The organism is Marinobacter sp. OP 3.4 (genome assembly GCF_036224885.1).
Lineage (GTDB): Bacteria > Pseudomonadota > Gammaproteobacteria > Pseudomonadales > Oleiphilaceae > Marinobacter.
This window is the reverse complement of sequence record NZ_JAVVLT010000113.1, coordinates 55,013-71,999: the sequence shown is the minus strand read 5'-3', so window position 1 is coordinate 71,999 and position 16,987 is coordinate 55,013. Positions and strand designations below refer to the sequence as shown.

The 16,987-nt window shown below is 59.0% G+C and carries 13 protein-coding genes; 3 read left to right on the top strand and 10 right to left on the bottom strand.

What is annotated here, in order from left to right; translation table 11 throughout:
- Nucleotide 1: 1 nt before the first annotated feature.
- Nucleotides 2-670, bottom strand: coding sequence for a CDP-alcohol phosphatidyltransferase family protein (locus RO069_RS19295; protein WP_328189690.1), 669 nt, complete (start codon nt 668-670; stop codon nt 2-4).
- Nucleotides 671-951: 281 nt separating this feature from the next.
- On the opposite strand from RO069_RS19295, the gene RO069_RS19290 reads away from it, so the two are divergent.
- From RO069_RS19290 to RO069_RS19280, 3 genes are all read left to right on the top strand, one after another.
- On the top strand, nt 952-1,437 hold the full coding sequence (locus tag RO069_RS19290) for a DUF4124 domain-containing protein (RefSeq protein ID WP_328189689.1): 486 nt from the start codon (nt 952-954) through the stop codon (nt 1,435-1,437).
- Nucleotides 1,438-1,595: 158 nt separating this feature from the next.
- Nucleotides 1,596-4,343, top strand: coding sequence for a site-2 protease family protein (locus RO069_RS19285; RefSeq protein WP_328189688.1), 2,748 nt, complete (start codon nt 1,596-1,598; stop codon nt 4,341-4,343).
- Nucleotides 4,344-4,414: 71 nt separating this feature from the next.
- Nucleotides 4,415-4,786 (top strand): hypothetical protein, encoded by a 372-nt coding sequence (locus RO069_RS19280; RefSeq protein ID WP_328189687.1) that lies wholly within the window; start codon nt 4,415-4,417, stop codon nt 4,784-4,786.
- A 10-nt stretch (nt 4,787-4,796) separates the two neighbouring features.
- On the opposite strand, the gene RO069_RS19275 is transcribed toward RO069_RS19280, so the two are convergent.
- The 9 genes from RO069_RS19275 to RO069_RS19235 form a co-directional block, all read right to left on the bottom strand.
- Nucleotides 4,797-6,188, bottom strand: a complete 1,392-nt coding sequence (locus RO069_RS19275; RefSeq protein WP_328189686.1) for a C13 family peptidase — start codon at nt 6,186-6,188, stop codon at nt 4,797-4,799.
- Nucleotides 6,189-6,357: 169 nt separating this feature from the next.
- Complete coding sequence (locus RO069_RS19270; RefSeq protein WP_328189685.1) at nt 6,358-6,633, bottom strand: hypothetical protein; 276 nt, start codon at nt 6,631-6,633, stop codon at nt 6,358-6,360.
- Between the two features lie 670 nt (nt 6,634-7,303).
- Nucleotides 7,304-7,546, bottom strand: coding sequence for a hypothetical protein (locus RO069_RS19265; protein WP_328189684.1), 243 nt, complete (start codon nt 7,544-7,546; stop codon nt 7,304-7,306).
- A gap of 4 nt (nt 7,547-7,550) precedes the next feature.
- Entirely contained in the window at nt 7,551-8,525 is a 975-nt protein-coding gene (locus tag RO069_RS19260; RefSeq protein WP_328189731.1) for an RHS repeat-associated core domain-containing protein, read from the bottom strand.
- A 297-nt stretch (nt 8,526-8,822) separates the two neighbouring features.
- Nucleotides 8,823-12,845, bottom strand: a complete 4,023-nt coding sequence (locus RO069_RS19255; RefSeq protein ID WP_328189683.1) for a DUF6531 domain-containing protein — start codon at nt 12,843-12,845, stop codon at nt 8,823-8,825.
- Nucleotides 12,846-12,860: 15 nt separating this feature from the next.
- The gene (locus RO069_RS19250) at nt 12,861-13,640 is read right to left on the bottom strand and encodes a hypothetical protein (protein ID WP_328189682.1); all 780 of its coding nucleotides are present in this window, start codon (nt 13,638-13,640) and stop codon (nt 12,861-12,863) included.
- Nucleotides 13,625-14,605: a hypothetical protein gene (locus RO069_RS19245; RefSeq protein ID WP_328189681.1), complete on the bottom strand. Its 981-nt coding sequence runs from the start codon at nt 14,603-14,605 to the stop codon at nt 13,625-13,627. The genes RO069_RS19250 and RO069_RS19245 overlap by 16 nt, the downstream gene beginning before the upstream one ends.
- Nucleotides 14,606-14,615: 10 nt before the next feature.
- Nucleotides 14,616-16,418 carry a type VI secretion system Vgr family protein gene (locus RO069_RS19240; protein WP_328189680.1) on the bottom strand — a complete coding sequence of 601 codons (1,803 nt, stop codon included), beginning with the start codon at nt 16,416-16,418 and terminating at the stop codon, nt 14,616-14,618.
- A gap of 77 nt (nt 16,419-16,495) precedes the next feature.
- Nucleotides 16,496-16,975: an Hcp family type VI secretion system effector gene (locus RO069_RS19235; protein ID WP_328189679.1), complete on the bottom strand. Its 480-nt coding sequence runs from the start codon at nt 16,973-16,975 to the stop codon at nt 16,496-16,498.
- Nucleotides 16,976-16,987: the final 12 nt, after the last annotated feature.

Genomic DNA, 16,987 nt, shown 5'->3' with positions numbered 1-16,987 from the left:
TTTATCCCTCCCCCCGGCTGAGTGCGTCATGGATGCCCATCAACCGCCGGGCACAGGTGGCCACGCTGCCCACGGCAATCAGCACCAGGGCCAGCCACATGGCCATGCCCGGCACCGCCCAGGTAACGTCGAGGACAGACAGCACACACGCAACGGTGAGCACCGCCATGCGATGCTGCTTCGCCATGGGTCCCCGGAAATCCGCCGGCACCCCAAGGGAACTGCCCAGCACCCGCACATAGGCGGTAAGCACCGCCAGCAATGCCCCCAGCCAGCCGAGCCAGGGCGCGGAGTCGAACCCCGGCAGTGAGTACCCCAGGGCCACCAGCAACAGGGCGTCACTGACCCGGTCCGGCACATCGTTGAACAGTTCGCCGGCGGGCGTACTCTTGCCCCCCTCGACCGCCACCATGCCATCAAACAGGTTGCACAGCAGGCGGCCCTGGATCATCGCCGCCGCCAGCAGCAGGAACAGCCAGCGCCACCCGCCATCAAGCAGGCCACTGACCAGGAAGGCACCGGCCCCCAGCAGCGCAAACAGGACGCTCGCCAGGGAAATCTGGTTGGGGGTGATCTCACGCTGCGCCAGCCAACGGGCGAACCGGCCAGTCCACTGTTTCTGTCGAACCTTGAGCGGCCTTCTCTGGCCTTGTACATCATTCCTTTCCATGGTCTCCCGTCCCTGGAATAACGGCCTTTGGATGACACGAATGTAACAGTGAATGCGGCCAAAATCACCCGGCACATTGTTCCATCGACCCGTCGCAAACGCCACGCGGCGATCTCCGGGAGCCACCGGAAAAGTGAACCGGGTTCATAAACCGGAAGGCTTTTACATCAATTGACAATGTGAAGCTCCGCCCCTGACAGCCTCTCCGATAAACTTTCCCCCACTCCAACAAACCCGGCATGGCCCACGTGGTTCGGCCTGATCCTGTAAGGACACTGTTCATGACACGACGGAATTTGCGGCCGCTGGCCCTGATCATCCTGCTGGCCACGTCTTCCCTGACACAGGCCGGCGTCTACAAGTGCGAGATGACCGATGGCCGGATCGCCTACTCCGACAAGCCCTGCATGGACGGCAAGTCCAGCGAGATGCGGGTAAGCACCCGTTCCGGTTCCGGCCACTCCAGTCACAGTCCGTCCATGGCTTCGTCCGGAGCTGGTGAAGGCCTGGACTGCCCGACATCGGTGTCCAATGGCCAGGACTGGATCGACAGCATGAGGGAAGTGGGTCAACGCAACCTGGATACCGGCCACATGTCGCGAGAGGAGTACAACAACGGCATGAAACAGATCGACGATATGGCAGGCAATATCACGGTCGGCAACTGCCAGCGCTCAACCGGCGATACCCGCAAGTTCTTCGAGTGCCTGGGAGACATCTCCAACCACCTCGCCCGTTGCGGGCAGCGTCATAATCCGGTGTTCTGACCGGATAGACACGGCCACTCAACCGGATTGATTCAGCCTGGCCCAATTTGGCCCGATCCCCATGCCATTCCCGTGGATGTGTCATGGATGGCAGAACTGATCATGGATATCCGTTAATGTCAGTCTGATTTCAAGCAGAGCAGGGAAAGCCTGGACCCATGATGCAGACTGTTATCATCGCCGTACTCCTGGTGGCCGTCGCCTTCGGAGCGATGTTCGTAACCGCCTATCGCCAGATCCGAAGCATGCGCTGGAAGCAGGCCCCTGTTTTCACGCCCATTGATGCCCATCGTGTCCCCTTGGACGAAAAGTCCCTTGTGGAGGAGAAAGCGCGCGAACTGGAAGCCCTGGGCTTCGAACCCCGCTTCTGGCTGGTAATCAACCCGCCGCTGAGTCACCCGGACAACACCCTTCACGCCCTCGTGCTTTTCCATCCCGATACCGGTAGCTACGGCGAAGTCACCATTCACCCGCAGCCCGAACCCGGCCATGAGTTCAACGTGGAATTCCTCCACTTCCCCGGCAGCGGTGACATCCTCTACACCACCAACCGCATTCGCCATGTCCTGGGCGCAACACCCCAGGGCTACCAGTGGGAAGATCCTTACCTGAATACCCTGGACGAACTCTGGGACTACCACCGGAACCGTGTTTCCGGTCAGGCAGCCAACGCAAGGGAAGTGTCCGCCAGCGATTTCTGCCGACATGGTCATGGCTTCTTCGACGGCCTGGCGGTCGAACTCAGCCACCGTGGAGACCTCACCAGGGACAATCGGGAAGCCGGCCACCGATTCAGCCACCTGGGAGCCTGGCGCCTCATCCGACGTATCCAGAAGGCAGGACGCAAACTCGCCCGGTCAACGGCAAGCAGTGATCCACAGGCGCCGCGGTTTCCCGATCCCCGGGTTTCCGTGATTGCCCACGCGAACAACGAAGCGGATATGGCCCGCAAACCCGCGCCCGCTTCCCACAAGCTGGGCCTGCTACTGGTTTCCCTGGTGCTGTTCATGATCAGCTTCGGTATGCGGCTGGACCTGACCGCCGTAATCGTCCTTGTCGCAGTCCTGTTCTTCCACGAAATGGGCCATATAGCGGCCATGCGGCTGTGTGGATTCCAGCGTTTGCAGGTGCTGTTCATCCCGTTCCTGGGCGCCATTGCCCGGGGCGAAAAAGAGGGCGCCTCGCCCCTGCAGGGCACCTTCATCGCCCTGGCAGGACCGGTGCCCGGTATCGTGCTTGGGGCTGCACTCTGGCTCACCTACCCCGAGTGGAGCCCGGAGTGGATGAGTACATTGATTTTCATGTTGCTGTTCATCAACTTCTTCAACCTGCTGCCCATCTACCCCCTCGACGGCGGCCAGGTGGCCAATCTCCTGGTGTTCCAGCGCTGGCCCGGACTCCAGGCCGCCTTCGGCGGGATCAGTATGCTGGCCTTCTTCGGGCTGGCCTGGTGGCTGTCCGAGCCGTTGCTGGCCGGTATCGGCATACTGCTGGCGTTCGGCCTGGTTCACCAGTACCGGGAAGCACAGGTACTCGCCCATATCCGGCGTAGTGCCCGGGATGGGCGGAAGACCGGAGAGACACCTTCCCTGCATGACATCTACCAGGGCTTCGAGGCCACGCGGACCATCCTGCCCTTCCATGGCCGCTTCCAGCTTGCCAGGGGGTTGGCCAAGCGGATCAAGGAGCCCACACCAACACTGCGGGACAGCGTTATCGGGCTGACCCTGTACCTGCTCTTCCTGCTGGGAACACCGGTAGCCGCCGCCTACCACGGTATCGTGGACTGGCCGTTCAATGACTACGAGACCGTAGACTGGGAAGCCCGCATCGCGGAGACGGAGGACGACGCAACGCGGGCACAGTTGCTTCACTCCGCCGCCCGGGACGCCTATTACATGGACCACTTCCAGAAAGCTCGGGAGTATCTGGACGACTCCCGGGCATTGCTGGCCAGACTGGACCAGTCGGAATCACTGTTGATGGCCCGGAACCTGCACCTGTCGGCCGAGATCGCCCACTACTACGACGAGGAACTGGCAGGCGACGATACGGAAGCCCTTGAGCAGTTGCGGAAAGACGTCATCAAGGATCTGCACCAGGCCGTGGAGCTCTATCAGCTCAATGAGCCAACGGTTGAAGCCATTGACGGCCACGCCGAAGTGCTGGACCAGCTCGCCAGCATCGCGGAAGCAGACGATGCGCCCGAAAAGGCACTGGCGCATCTCAAGGACGCCGAAGCTCTCTGGCGGCAACTGTCGGCGGGCGACAATGACTACGGCCTCGCCTACAAACTGATCTATAACCTGAACCATCAGGCCCGGATCTACTCCAAACTGGAAAACCCCTCTGCGGCCGTAAGCCGGCTGCAGGAAAGCATGTCGGTGGCCAGGGACATGGACGAATTCTCCCGCCCTTACCTGCTGCAGACATCCGCCAATCAGCTGATCGACCTGTACCTTGACCAGGGCGAGCACACCAGGGCCCTGGCACTGGCGGACGAACTCCTCGACCCGCCGGACACGGAACCCGACCTGTCGGAACGACGCGCCTGGGCCCACTTGAAGCTCAACGACCATGCCAGCGCCAGGGCCGACCTGGAGGCCGCCATTGCCACGCTGGAATCCGATGAAGGCGAAGACTACCGCTACTATTACGACAAGGAGAAAGCGGATTATCTGGCCCAGTTACTGATGGTGCACCGTGAGGAAAGCCAGGAAGGCCTGACCCGCGAACCACCCACCCGGGATACCGAACGTTTGCTGGCGGAGCTGGAAGCCATCGACCTGAGCCCCGAAGACTACAAGGCCCACCTGCAACGCAGGTGCGAGTGTCGCGACAAGTCCGGCTACCGATACCAGCGTAGCCTGCTGATGCGCGACGCGGTTCACGAATATTTGCCCTAGTTCGGTACCCGTCCACCTGAACTGCGATAGGCTGGTTAGCCTGGATGGAACGCAATGTAAAAGGAGCTTACATGTTCTCGAACCGACAGATCACCTTTACCAGAAAGGCCGGGCGCGTTTTCACACTGCTCGGCTGGCTCAGTCTCATCATGACCGCGCTGATTGGAGTAGCGGTAGCTATACCGATGATGGCTGAAGGGGCCGGCAGGGTCGGCTCAAGCGAAATCACCCTGCTTGTGTCCATTACCGGCGTGCTGTTTTTGCTCTCTGTTCTCTACCTGTGGGTAGGCAGTGCCCTGAAGAAACACCGACAATGGGCACGCAATGCTGGCGCTCTCCTGGCATTCCTTTCGCTGGTCAACGTGCCAATTGGCACCCTGATCGCGTTTGCGGTGCTCTATTACCTCCACAAGGGATGGAACGAGGCCCCGCTACTGACATAGCCGGCATGGATCATTCCGCCTTCGCGGAAACACCTTCCACCAACCATTGCTGGAAGTTCGTGCCAAGATGGTACTGGGGATAGGACCAGTCATCCTCCTCCATACCGATCTCTTTCTCCCACACCCTGATCTGCTTGCTGATCTGGTCGAACATGGCGTCCGGGTCGGTGAGTGACAGGCCCACGCTTCGGTACACCGCCTTGGTAAACCAGGTCATTTTCGAGTCATCGCCGCACCCGAACGAGGTGCGGTCTTTGCGAGCGGAGGTCATGATCAACGTGTTGCTGTCCTCGAGCTGATCCACCCAGTGGCCGGAGTAGCAGGCCGACACCACCAGTAGCTTCCGGCGGACCTCCAGCGACTCCAGCATCGTTGCAAACGCTTCCGGCGACAGGTCCGGCAGATCGATGCCGGGCTGTCGCAACACCAACTGCCCGTCGCTTCCGCCATGGCTGACCAGGTGGATGACCAGCAGATCCTCGTCCGGATTCATGTGCTGGTCCAGAGCCTCCAGTGCCGTTTCAATGGAAGGCCTGGTTGCCAGGGGAAGGGATTCGTAATCCCGGTGGTTGAGCAGCATGATGGCGCGATTCTCAGTATCGAACAGCGCCTGCACGCCTTTCCTGGCGACCTCGATGTCGCGCATGAAAACGGACTCGGTGCCGTCGCCACCCACGGCAAGGAAGTAAGCGTCCGTCACACCCGGACGCTCCGGTGCCAGGTTATCGATCTGCTGGTCCAGGCGCTGACGATCCTCGGCCAGAATCGTTTCGGTGAGCGCTTCTGCGGGTTCCTCCGGAACCGGTGCTTCGGGGATGTATTCATCCCCTCCGACAAACTCACCCTCTTCCCAGGTGCCCGAGAGGCTGCCCATATCCGCCGATTCCCCGGAATAGTAATAGGTTCCCTCACCGTGGTAATACCAGTCACGGAATTCCCCCTGGTAGGTCCCGTACTCGTCGATATGCATGCCCTTCAAGGGGCTGCCATCGGCAAACTCCGCCACGTAAACGCTGTGACCGGACTCGTAACGACCATGGCCGTGGAAGTTATCCTTCCGGAAACCACCCTCATAGCGGCTGTGCAAATCCTCAAGCACACCCTGGCCCGACATCATGCCTTCCCTGAAACTGCCCTCGTAGCGCCAACCCGCCGGGGATTCCAGCACACCCTGACCATGCCAGTACCCATTCCTGAATTCACCGCGGTACACCATGCCGCTGTTGAATTCCTGGACGCCCTCGCCGTGGAAACGGCCCTCTTCAATATCGCCAGTGAAGGTGCTGCCGTCGGGGAGGCCGGCATCAGGGGGGAGCAGTTGCGCGGTGTCGCAGGCTGCGAGTAGAAGAATTGCGATCAGTGGTAGGGGCAGTCGCAGGGAACGTGATAATACAGTCTTCATCTTGTCTTCTTTGCTTGTAGGATATGCGCCAGTTTGCCAGTGTATCGGTTGACCGTCATCCGAACAGAGCACCTCAACGCCTGTTCGTTCACATCAGGCCATGTCTGTATTTAAAACCATGCGCTAATCCAGAGCCAACTCCCTGACCCCAGCTCCATAAAATCAAGGATTACCACATAATGAAAAAGTTACGCACAAAGTAAGCTGACAAGAAGATGAAAATCAGAGCAGATAAACCATCCAATACCGCCTTACCCGAGAAAAGCCTCAGAAGCTCAAACCCTAAATAGGCGATCGAACCCCATCTCACCAGAGATGAAGCCAACTCCAGATCGAAAATGGCCTCAAGCCTTCCATTTTCCGGGATTAGCATCATACCCGGCCGAATCACTTCAGAGCCCAACAATAAAAATATCGTCAATGAGAAGATTTTCAATATGTGCATGACAACCACAAAATTCCTGTTCGTAAAAAATAGGCTCAAATAGATATCCTTATCAAACCAAAATCATTAGTCATGATTTCTCTTGGAGTCCCAAGGATGTTTGATCAGATGCTCATTAATCCGGGCGCTTCACTTGATGCTGGAGACCGCCGCGCATCAATACTCCCATTTTCGTTATTAAGAGGACCAGACTATGAGACCGGCCATTACCTGACCTAGAAATAGCCATTACAAACCAATCAACCCCACCCACCCAAAACAATAGTCGTCACAGAAAATACAAAGACCAAGAAAATAGATAACAATATAGAAACAATAAACAAAAGAAGGCCCACCTTAGAGCCAGAAACTTTGACCTTACCCCGCCAATATAGGAAGCCAAAAACGTATAGAGGAAGTAGCACTATCAAAAGCACTGACAACCAATAGCCCATAAACTTAATGGCACACCATGAAAAAGTGAAGATTGCCTCCATAATATTACCAGACACCCTTAAAACCCATTTATGACTTCCCAGCGCCGCTTGATCAGGCAGCCGTAGCGGTCATGGATCTGGGCCCTGGTTATCCAGGATGCGGCGGATAGACCTTCTCCTGACATAAGGCCTGTCGGTTACGGCCTCTTTCTTACCACTGCCAGTCGTTAGTTCGTACCTCTTCCACCCAGAACTCATAGAAGGTCAATGTCCGGATCTATATCCCCCAACCCCATTTGATCTGGATCGATACCAAAAGCATCTGCTTGCTGCTTCATGAGCGAAACCACCTCATAAAATGCCATAAGATAACCAAGATCATACCCTGCACTTTCCTGGCCAATAGACCGTTCCTTGGAGACTTTTGCATCAAGTGCCTTCTCTTTTATAAGCACGCCCAAATCATGAAGGTAGTTTCCATACTGATCGTCATTCATATAACTAACCTCTCTCACTCAAAATACCCTCAAGTATATTTTTTTGCTCTCGTTGCCGCTTGATATCAGATGGCCATTTCTTTTCAAGCAACGCTCTTTGCTGCCTCGGATCTAGAGAATCCCAATCTCCTTTCCCAAGCTCTTCCATCATTCCAGAGGGCCGCCCATCAGATATCCAATCTTCTTTAGTACCATTTCCACCATTAGCCAACCAAGTCCTGTAGCCTATGTCATCCTGAGGATTATCCGTCTGCCAAGTAGCCCCGTCCGGCCCCGTAGCATTAAAGATACGCTCACTGCCGTGTTTCTGATAAACCGTTCCATCAGGACCAACAACGCGATCTATACCGCCGCCCAGTGAAGGACTGTACAGCATACCCGTCACAAACGTTCCCAGTGTTCCCAGCACCGGCGTGACTCTGGACAACAACGACCGTTCAGCAGCATACACCGCATCATTCGCCGCTGCGCCTGTTGCCACACGGGTAACGGTTGTTGTGGTTGGCGTCGGGGACGGCGCGGGGGCACGGGCCAGTGCCGCAGCACCTGCCAGTTCAGTGTTCTGGAAGGCTGGACCTTCATCTCCGACAAGCCCGTCTTCACCAAGCGCAGCCTGCCCTAGAGTTACGCCGGACGTATCACAGCCACTCAAACCCAACGGGTCGATGTAATCGAGCGGGTTCCTGGTGTAGCGATACGAACTGAGCCCCCCTTGCAGTCCAAGCGGATCAGGATTGAGATATCGCCCTGATCCCGGGCTGTAGTCCCGGAACCGGTTCTGGACGATGCCCGTCAGTTCGTCCTCAAACTGGCCCGGTAGTCGTATCGGTTGATGGATCGAAGTTTCTGTCTTATGTGGCTGGACACCGCCCCAGGCATCAGCATTGCCCTGCCACACGAGGTTTCCGTCCTCGGACCACAGGCGCAGGGGCATCATTCGATGATCAAGCTCGTAATAGAACCGGTTGTCATTGGCGATGATTAGCAGAGGGGCGTCATCTTCCGGATCCCGGATGTACCAGGGACGACCACCTACTCGTAAATCGATGAAATAAATAAGATGCGAAAATTAACTGACCCAAACCTAAAAAATCCATGTAGTCAACGAACGTAAAAACATAAACGCCGTAAGCCACCTCCGCCAACATCATAAGCACAACAAATGTGTAGCCGGCTCGGTAAAGCTTTCTCTTCTTTATAAGGAAAAACTCACCCACCCCGTATTGTACAGCCAGAACCAGAATAAAAGGCAATGACCAAAATATCAATAATAGAATCATTCAGATACTCCAGATTTAACGGAGTTCCCTATCTGAACTGCATCATGCACAACCACAGTACGGTTCCCTGTAGTAAAAGCAGGCACAGCCTTTTCACCTGTAATGGTCATAGGCCCCACTACTTTGACATTCACCGGTGACAGCAAACCGCCTACTCCTAAACCAGCATCAGTTAAATGGAAGGCGGTAGTACCCAAACTTGGATCTTGTCCTGCAAAGCTGAAAATATTTTCGTAGCCTTGGCGCGTTAGATTCCAATCTCGAGCTCCATTATCAAAAATGTTCAGATAGTCGCCCACCCCTCCAGACAAGTTTCCAGCCGCATGCACACCAATAAATGCGCCCGCAGCTCCTCCAGTTGCATACATTAAAGCCCCTTCAGCTATCCCAGCCGCAATCGAGAGCTCAGCCTTAACCGCTTCGATGATACGGTCTCTTACAACTCCAGTCTTTACATCTTCCCAAAACCAAGCGCTAAACTGTTTAGTGTGCCCCCAAAATCCGGTAGGAGCCGATGGAATCTCAGAGAGGGCAGGCGTTTCCTCTGGAAAAGGCGGAAGCTCCCCACATGTTAACAAAAGCATGCCAGGCTTAATCTCACTAGCGCATAGCCCCAAGGGATCAATAAGGTCTAATGGGTTTGAAGTATATCGGTAGGAATTGACGCCTCCACCAACACCAAGCATATCAGCCGAAATATACCGCCCACTATCTGAGGCGTAATCCCTAAACCGATTCTGCACGATACCAGTGAGTTCATCCTCAAACTGTCCAGGCAGCCGAATCGGCTGATGAACATAGCCCTTAGGCACTTCCGACTGGCAGAGTCCCCAAGCATTTACGTTGGCGAGCCAGACCAGCTCACCGTCTTTGTCCCACAACCGAATCGGCATCATCCGCCAGTCCAGTTCGTAGTAGTGGGCCTGTCCGTCGATCAGGGTGAGCAGAGGCTCGTCAGTTTTGGGGTCTCGGATGTACCACTGCCACTGTCCTTCCGGGGTCTGTTCGCCCATCAGCACATCGTTGTACCACAGGTAGGTGGTAGTACCCGCTTCGCTCTTGCGCCAGGCTCGTCTGCCCAGGGCGTCGTAGCCGTAGGTGACGTGGATGCCCGGCTTCTTCACTTCAATGAGCTGGCCTTCGGCGTCGAATTTTCGGTGCTCGGTGGTCTTTCCGATGACTCGGATTTCGGCGCCCAAGGTGTCGTACTCGCGCTTGTCGTTTTCCGTTTCGACCAGGCGGTCATTCTCGACCTTGCCGCCTTCCGGGATTCGGTTGCCGCCCAGGTCGTAGCTGTAGATCGTATCGTTTTCTTTGATGAGCTGGCCCTGGGGGTCACGCTCGTAGTAGGTGTCGCCGGTGAGGCTGTCAATGGCCGCTTCCAGTCGGGATTCGGCGTCCCAGCGGTAACGCCGGGTCGCCGGGATCTTGCCCTGCCAGCGACGTTTGATCAGGCAGCCGTAGCGGTCGTAGATCTGGGCCTGCTTGTTGCGGCCGGCTTCCCGGTCGGTTTCCCGACCCTGGTTGTCGAGGGTGCGGCGGATGGCGGATTGGCCGTTGAGGTCCAGGTGGGTCCAGTGGCCGTGCTTGTCGTAGCGGTACCGGACTTCCGTGCCATCCGGGAGGGTGATGGTTTCCAGGTTACCGCCGGTGGTGTAGGTGTATTGGACGGTGTGCTGGTCCTGGTGGTGTTCGGTGACCTGGCCCTTGTTGTTCCAGCTCCAGCGGACCTTGCGGTCGGCACAACTGGCGTGAGTGCGGCGGCCAAACCTGTCGTACTGGTAGTGGCGGGTGACCGGGGCACGATCCTTGCCCTGGCTGGTCTGGGTAATGACGCGGCCGCCCTCGTCCCGTTCCACGGTCTGCACCCAGGCGCCTGGGTGCTCGCGGCGGATGATTTCGCCGGCTTCGTTGTAGTGGAAGTGGATATCCCGTCCGTCCGGCGCCTGGCAGCGGTCCACCTTGCCCCGGGCGTTCCAGCCCAGTTGCCACTGGTTGCCGTCGGCCCGGGTGACGCGGGTCAGGCGTTCTTCCAGATCGTAGTCGTACTGGACGCTGTGGCCGTCCGGGCGGCGATAGGCTTCCGGGCGGGCGAGTTTGCCGTAGTCGTAGTGGTGGGTGTCGCCCACGGCGTTGGTGTAGCTGGTCAGCAAGCCGGCGTCGTTGTAGCCGAACTGGCGGCTGCGGCGCTGCTCCGGGGCCTGTTCCGGGTACTGGTGGAGGGCGAGGAGTTTGGCACCCTCGTAGTCGTATTCGGTGACCAGGTCCTGTTGCAGGTAGCCCGCGACGCGCCCCTGGGGGTCGAACGCAAAACGGCGGAGGTTGCCCTGGCGTTCGTCCGCCAGTACGTCGCCGTTGGCGCTGTAGCCGATCCGGCGGACTTCGCCGGTGTCGCTGGTGGCTTGGGTCATCCAGCCGTTGGCGTCGTACTGGTAACGCCACTGGCTGCCGTCCGGGCGTTCCTCGCTGAGCAGGCGACCGACGCTGTCGAACTGGCGGCGGGTGGTGAGGCCATCCGGGGTCTGCTCGGCGGTACAGAACCCCATGGCGTTGTAGTGCCAGCGGTGCTGGCGACCGTCCGGCAGTTGTTCGATGACCTTGCGGCCCCAGGCGTCGTAACCATATTGGGTGGTACGTCCATCCGGCAGGCGGTAAGCCACCAGCAGGCCGCTGTCGTCGTCATAGGCCCATTGGTAGGTGGCGCCATCCGGCTCCTGGCGAGCGGTGATACGACCCTGGTCGTCGTAGTGGAAGACCTGGGTGTTGCCAAAGGCGTCAGTGACGGTGGTCTGGTATTGGTCCGGCTGGTAGTCGAAGTGGAATTCGTGGTGGCCGTCGTCGCCCCGGCTGTGGAGGCATCGGGCGGCAGGCCCATGGCCCTGCCATTGAAAGTTGATGCCATAGCCGGTTGGCAACTCACGGCGCGTGAGCAAATGGTCCTGATACCGATAGGTCTCCCGGCCATGGTGACTGGCACTGGCGACCAGGTCGCCCGCCTCGCTGTAGTCATATCGGGCCAGTTCCGAGCGCTTGTCATCCTGGCAGAGCAACACCTGAACAAGCCGCTCCCGGGACTGCGGCGTCGTCCGTTTCCAGACCAGTTGAAGGTATCGTTCCGGTGCCACTTCGATGCGGAACAGGCGGTGCTCCCGGTCGTACTGGAAGCGCCACTGTTGGCCTCGCAGGTTCTGGACCGAAACGGGGTGCCACAGATGATTGTCGGCGGTGGAAAAACGCCACGCGGTGCCATCCTTCTCCGTCAGCACCATGCGACTGTCGCGCATGTACTCCAGACGCATGCCGGCGCTGACCTGGACGCTGATTTCCCCCGGGGACAGGGGCTTGAAACGGACCACCCGCCCCTGATGATCCAACACCCGTATGCCTTCTTCCTCCATCCAGATAGTGCGCAGGCAATCGACGCTCCAGCCCGCGCCGAACCCCAGGTCCCGGTCGCAGTTGCCCGAGCGGTAACGGCGTTGCCAGGTCAGGGGCATGGCGGCGGGGACGGTGAAGTCTTCCAGGGTCAGGACTTCCTCGCCGGTGGCGGGGGCTACCGGGTCGCCGACGCGCTCATCATGCTCATCGTCATTTCCAACGGCGGTATCGCTGATGCCCGCAGATTCAGACGCGCCGCCACTGTCAGGGACGGAAGCCACCTTGGGCTCCTGAGTCCGGGATTCAGACGAGCCTTCCATACCTTCGGTAGACGGCGTGGTTGCCGGGGCTTCCGATGGCAATTGGTAGGCAAGCAGTTCGCCCGACTCAAGTCGCTGCCCAAGGCGAATGTAGTAGTGGCTGGCCGAGGCATTGCGCGCCATTTGCCCGGTAGGTCTGCCACCCAACCTGCCCCAGCGCTGTCGGTAGTCATCGAAGTACCGATTGAATGCGCGGTTCAGCCACGCGGCATAGTCCTGGGCGGAGGTCTTTTCGATACGGGTACCGGTGCCTGCACCAATGTCGCCTTCGGCGGCACCAATGGCGTACATCGTTCCATCGATCGCGGTGAACTTCTCCATGCTTTCCCTGTTTCCCTATGCGTTGTAGTCAACCACCGATAACCCCACCAGCGGGCTCGTATCCATATCCAGAATCACTGTGGGTGCCTGCCAGTCCCCCAGCCGGTACCCCTCGTGCATCCAGTACCAGTTAAACAGGCTGCCAACCGTGCCCAGCGGCCCGATACGGGCTTCGGCGAACTCCCAGCGCACATCCCGGCCCACCCAGTTGCCCATGGCGGACAGGCCGGGCATCAGCCGGTCGAGGCTGCCGTCACTGCCGGTGCCCGGCAGGAAGATCACTTCCGGGTCCGGTACCACGGCCCGGGCCTGGTCCAGCAGGGAGGTGAGATCAGTGTCGCCATCCAGCCGGCCGTCCACCAGGTTGAGCATCAGGCCCAGGCCCGTCTGCGACGATTCCAGGTCCACCTGCAGCCGGCTTTCCACCACGGTCTGCGGTTGCGGGCCGGGCATCCGGTCCAGGGCCACCAGGGTGGCCGGGGCCTGCAGGCGGTTGATCTGGCTCAGGGCCAGGGTGATGCCGGAACGGCCGAAGCCTACTTCCACCTGGCCGGCGGCCAGGTCCTGCCAGAGATGCCGCTCACTTCTTTCCCGATCCGGGAGGACAACCCAGGTGGGGCGGTCGCTGCCCAGGTAATCGCGAAACGATTGCTCCAGGCAGGCCTGCTCGCCGGCCCGGTCATCCTTTTGCGGTACGACCTCCGGAACGCCTGCCAGTACACCGCCGTTGTCCAGGATATCGTCCAGGGAGGCCCCCGCGAGGACGCCTTCAGCCCGGGTCAGTCGCCAACGCACCACTGGCCTCCGAACAACGACCAGGGGGATCCGTTAATCTGCTGGCCACTCCAGTACCAGCAGCGCTCTCGAAAGCCCATGGGCAGAGCCGTGAACCGTTTCTGCCAACTGGCGGGCTTCAGGCCGTGGCCATCCCTGAGGATCTCGCCCCAGCACTGGTAGCCGAAGGGGGATGGCTCCTGCTGACGACCGCGACGGTCTCCCATAAGCCAGCGCAGTTCCCGTTCAGCGGCGTCGGCCACGTCCTCGTTCCCGTCCAGGCCGGTACCGGCACCAATGGCCTCCAGCCAGGACAGGAAGCGACGGGCACAACTCACGCCCATGGCCTCGACGGTGGTTGTGGTGTCCACCTCGGCCAGCAGCCAGTTCACCATCCATAATTGCCAGTCGTCGTGGGCGCCGACCATCAGCGGGTAGAACCAGTCCTTCCAGCTGGCGAAACCCTCGACCCGGGCATCGGCGGGCAGTATGTCCCACAGGGTTTCCACCAGTGGCCTGGACAGCTCCTTGTGGCCATCCACCACTGCGGCCCACTCCTTCCAGGGCTGGGGTAGCTTGTCGTTCTGCCCCCTGCGCCAGTGGGCCCGTGCCGCCAGCACCTGTAACTCGGGTGCCTCCGGGAATTCACGGGTGACCGACAGGCCCGGATAGTTGGCCGCCAGCCACCAACTCAACGATTCACCGCCGGGTTCCTTCGCCAGGGCGTCCAGCGCCGGGCGCACCTGGACACCGCCGATGGACACCGCAACCTCCAGCCAGAGCGTGGCTTCGTCCACCGGCAGGGACGCCAGGGGCAGCAGGCTGCCTTCCGTCAGGTTGTCCGGCAAAGGCGATGCGGCGTCTCCCCGCTCGGCCCGGGTCAGCAGGCGGCGGTCCACCTGGCGCAGCTGTTCCAGGGAGGCGTCGTCGCTGGCCAGCAGGGCGCGACGGGTGGCGATCAGTTCGTCGAGTGTCTGTTGCATCATGCGACAGCCATCAGTTCAGGTTGATTTTCGGCGCTTTGAGGTTAATGGCCGAGGAGCCTTTGACATTAATGGCGCTGCCTTCGATGTTGATCAAACCGGAGCTGTACATGGTAATGGAGGCCGCACCGGTCTTGATGGTGATACTGTCGCCGGCTTCCAGTACGTGGTTCTTGCCGACGTTGACGGTCTGGTTGTTGCCGACGGTCTCGGTATCATCGTTACCTATGGTGGTGGTGCGATCGACACCCACATCGTCGGTCTGGTTGTTCTCCACCGTCAGCTCGTGGTCCTTCTCGGCATGGACCCGCAGCCACTCGCTGCCCAGGGTGTCGTCAAAGCTGATCTCGTTGTAGTTGGCACCGCTACCCTTGGTGGTGGAACGGGACTTGATGCCGGAGATGTTCTTCTGGGACTCCGGGTCATAGGGCATCTGGTTCTTGCCGTTGTAGACGGAGCCGGTGATCAGGGGCTGGTCCGGGTCGCCGTTGACGAACTCCACCAGCACTTCCTGGCCCACCCGGGGGATAAACTGGGCCCCCCAGCGCTCGCCCGCCCAACTCTGGGCCACACGGATCCAGCAGGAACTCTTCTGGTCGTACTGGCCCTCACGGTCCCAGTGAAACTGCACCTTGACCCGACCATGCTCGTCCACGTGGATTTCTTCCCCGGCGGCGCAGGTCACGGTAGCCGTCTGGAGGCCCGGCATAACCGGCTTGGCGATGCGCGCCGGCACGTAGGGCTGGTTGGCGGGCCGGCACAGGAATTCGTTGTGGTAGGCGATGGTGCCCATGGACGGCTGATTGTCCGCGTTCAGGGGCACTTCCGCCTGTATGAGGATGTCGGTAATCAGGAACTCGTTGGGGTCCTGGGGACCGTCCTCGTGGGACTGGAAGCTGAAGGTGAGGCCAGCGCCAAAGGATCGATAGGTAGAGATGGCCTCCAGGGTTTCCGCCTCCATGGCCAGGGCCTGCAGGTGTTTCTTGGTCAGGTTGGCCTTGTCTTTCAGGGGCCGGTCTTCGCCATGGTATTCAAACAGTTCCCGCTGCCCGAACAGGTCACCGGGAACCTTTTCCTGGCTTTGGGTCAGCACCCGGTCGTCCGGGCGGGTAAAGTCGAAACCGTGCTCCATCATCCGGTCGGACATGGCACGGTAACCCCGTTCCCAATGGGATATACGGGCGGAACCAGTGTTGCGCGAGCTAAACACCACCTGATTCTCCAGTGCGGGCTGGAAAGCCGTATCACTGTCGGTAATCACCATGGTGTGGGCGCTGTCGGTGTGCTCGAAGAAGAAAGTCAGGCCTTCGTTGGCCAGCACACGACTGATAAATTCCCAGTCCGTCTCGTTGTACTGCACGTAGTAACGGTGCGTATAGAGTGCGCCATTGAGCACCTTGCGGTGGTCAACGCTGTGTTCACCCAGCAGGATTTCAACGATGTCCAGGGCGGTCTTGTCCTGGAATATGCGGCAGTTGGTGCGACTGGTGGCGGACCAGGCACGGGGGACAATCCGCGCTTTGTAGCGCTGTCCGTCCTTGTTGTGCATGGGTTTGCCAAGCTCGCTGATGTCGAGAAAATGGCCGTGGAAATAACGTTCCCTGGATCCCAGCTTGTCGGTCATGGCGAGACTGATGACAACTTCCTCGCCGATGTGCTGTTTCATATCACTGATCCGCTGATTGGCGGTGAAGCCAACCTGGATATTAAACAGTCGTGACATACCCTCGCTGACCGTGAGTCTTTCGAGGATCAGCTCATCCTCGCCCAGCGAACTGTGAATCTTGAGAAAATGATGCTGAGTTTCCTTGCTCATGAACGTCCACGCCATCCTGAATGAATCGGGGAAGGAGGGCACCCGAAGGTGCCCTCCCGGAGACAGAGAACCCTGGTTTAGAGCTTCTGACCCTTGACACCGCTGTAGCCGTAAACCTTCGGCTGAGTGATGTCGTTCTTGTCGTTGCTCGGGCTGGCCGTCATGGTCAGCTCGGTGTAGGAAATGGTGATGCACTCGGTCGGGCGATCACCCTGTACAGACAGGCTGTAGTTGGAAATCATGGCGTCGGTCAGTTCGATCTTCATGATTTCTTCGATTTCATCACCCTGCTTGGTGATGAAGAAAGTGGCTTTACGGCCCTTGCCGATGGTGGCTTCACGGAACAGGTCAGGAGACGCGTTGTCCTGCAGCTTGGTGATAGTGATATCGCCCAGGCGGGTTGCAGAGGCTTCGCGGTCCATCGCGGTACCGGTGTAGGCAGTGATTTCCCGATGAACGTTAAAGTCCATGGAAAGCACGGTGATCATGTCTTTGTACTGGTTTGCAGTCGCTTCACCAGAAATGCCTTCATAGTCCAGATAGGTATTAGCTTGCATGTGTATCTCCTT

Coding starts and splice junctions, on each gene's coding strand:
- RO069_RS19285 (WP_328189688.1), top strand. CDS start 1,596: ATGATGCAGACTGTTATCATCGCCGTACTCCTGGTGGCCGTCGCCTTC.
- RO069_RS19270 (WP_328189685.1), bottom strand. CDS start 6,633: ATGCACATATTGAAAATCTTCTCATTGACGATATTTTTATTGTTGGGC.
- RO069_RS19265 (WP_328189684.1), bottom strand. CDS start 7,546: ATGAATGACGATCAGTATGGAAACTACCTTCATGATTTGGGCGTGCTT.
- RO069_RS19235 (WP_328189679.1), bottom strand. CDS start 16,975: ATGCAAGCTAATACCTATCTGGACTATGAAGGCATTTCTGGTGAAGCG.
- RO069_RS19295 (WP_328189690.1), bottom strand. CDS start 670: ATGGAAAGGAATGATGTACAAGGCCAGAGAAGGCCGCTCAAGGTTCGA.
- RO069_RS19280 (WP_328189687.1), top strand. CDS start 4,415: ATGTTCTCGAACCGACAGATCACCTTTACCAGAAAGGCCGGGCGCGTT.
- RO069_RS19245 (WP_328189681.1), bottom strand. CDS start 14,605: ATGATGCAACAGACACTCGACGAACTGATCGCCACCCGTCGCGCCCTG.
- RO069_RS19275 (WP_328189686.1), bottom strand. CDS start 6,188: ATGAAGACTGTATTATCACGTTCCCTGCGACTGCCCCTACCACTGATC.
- RO069_RS19290 (WP_328189689.1), top strand. CDS start 952: ATGACACGACGGAATTTGCGGCCGCTGGCCCTGATCATCCTGCTGGCC.
- RO069_RS19255 (WP_328189683.1), bottom strand. CDS start 12,845: ATGGAGAAGTTCACCGCGATCGATGGAACGATGTACGCCATTGGTGCC.
- RO069_RS19240 (WP_328189680.1), bottom strand. CDS start 16,418: ATGAGCAAGGAAACTCAGCATCATTTTCTCAAGATTCACAGTTCGCTG.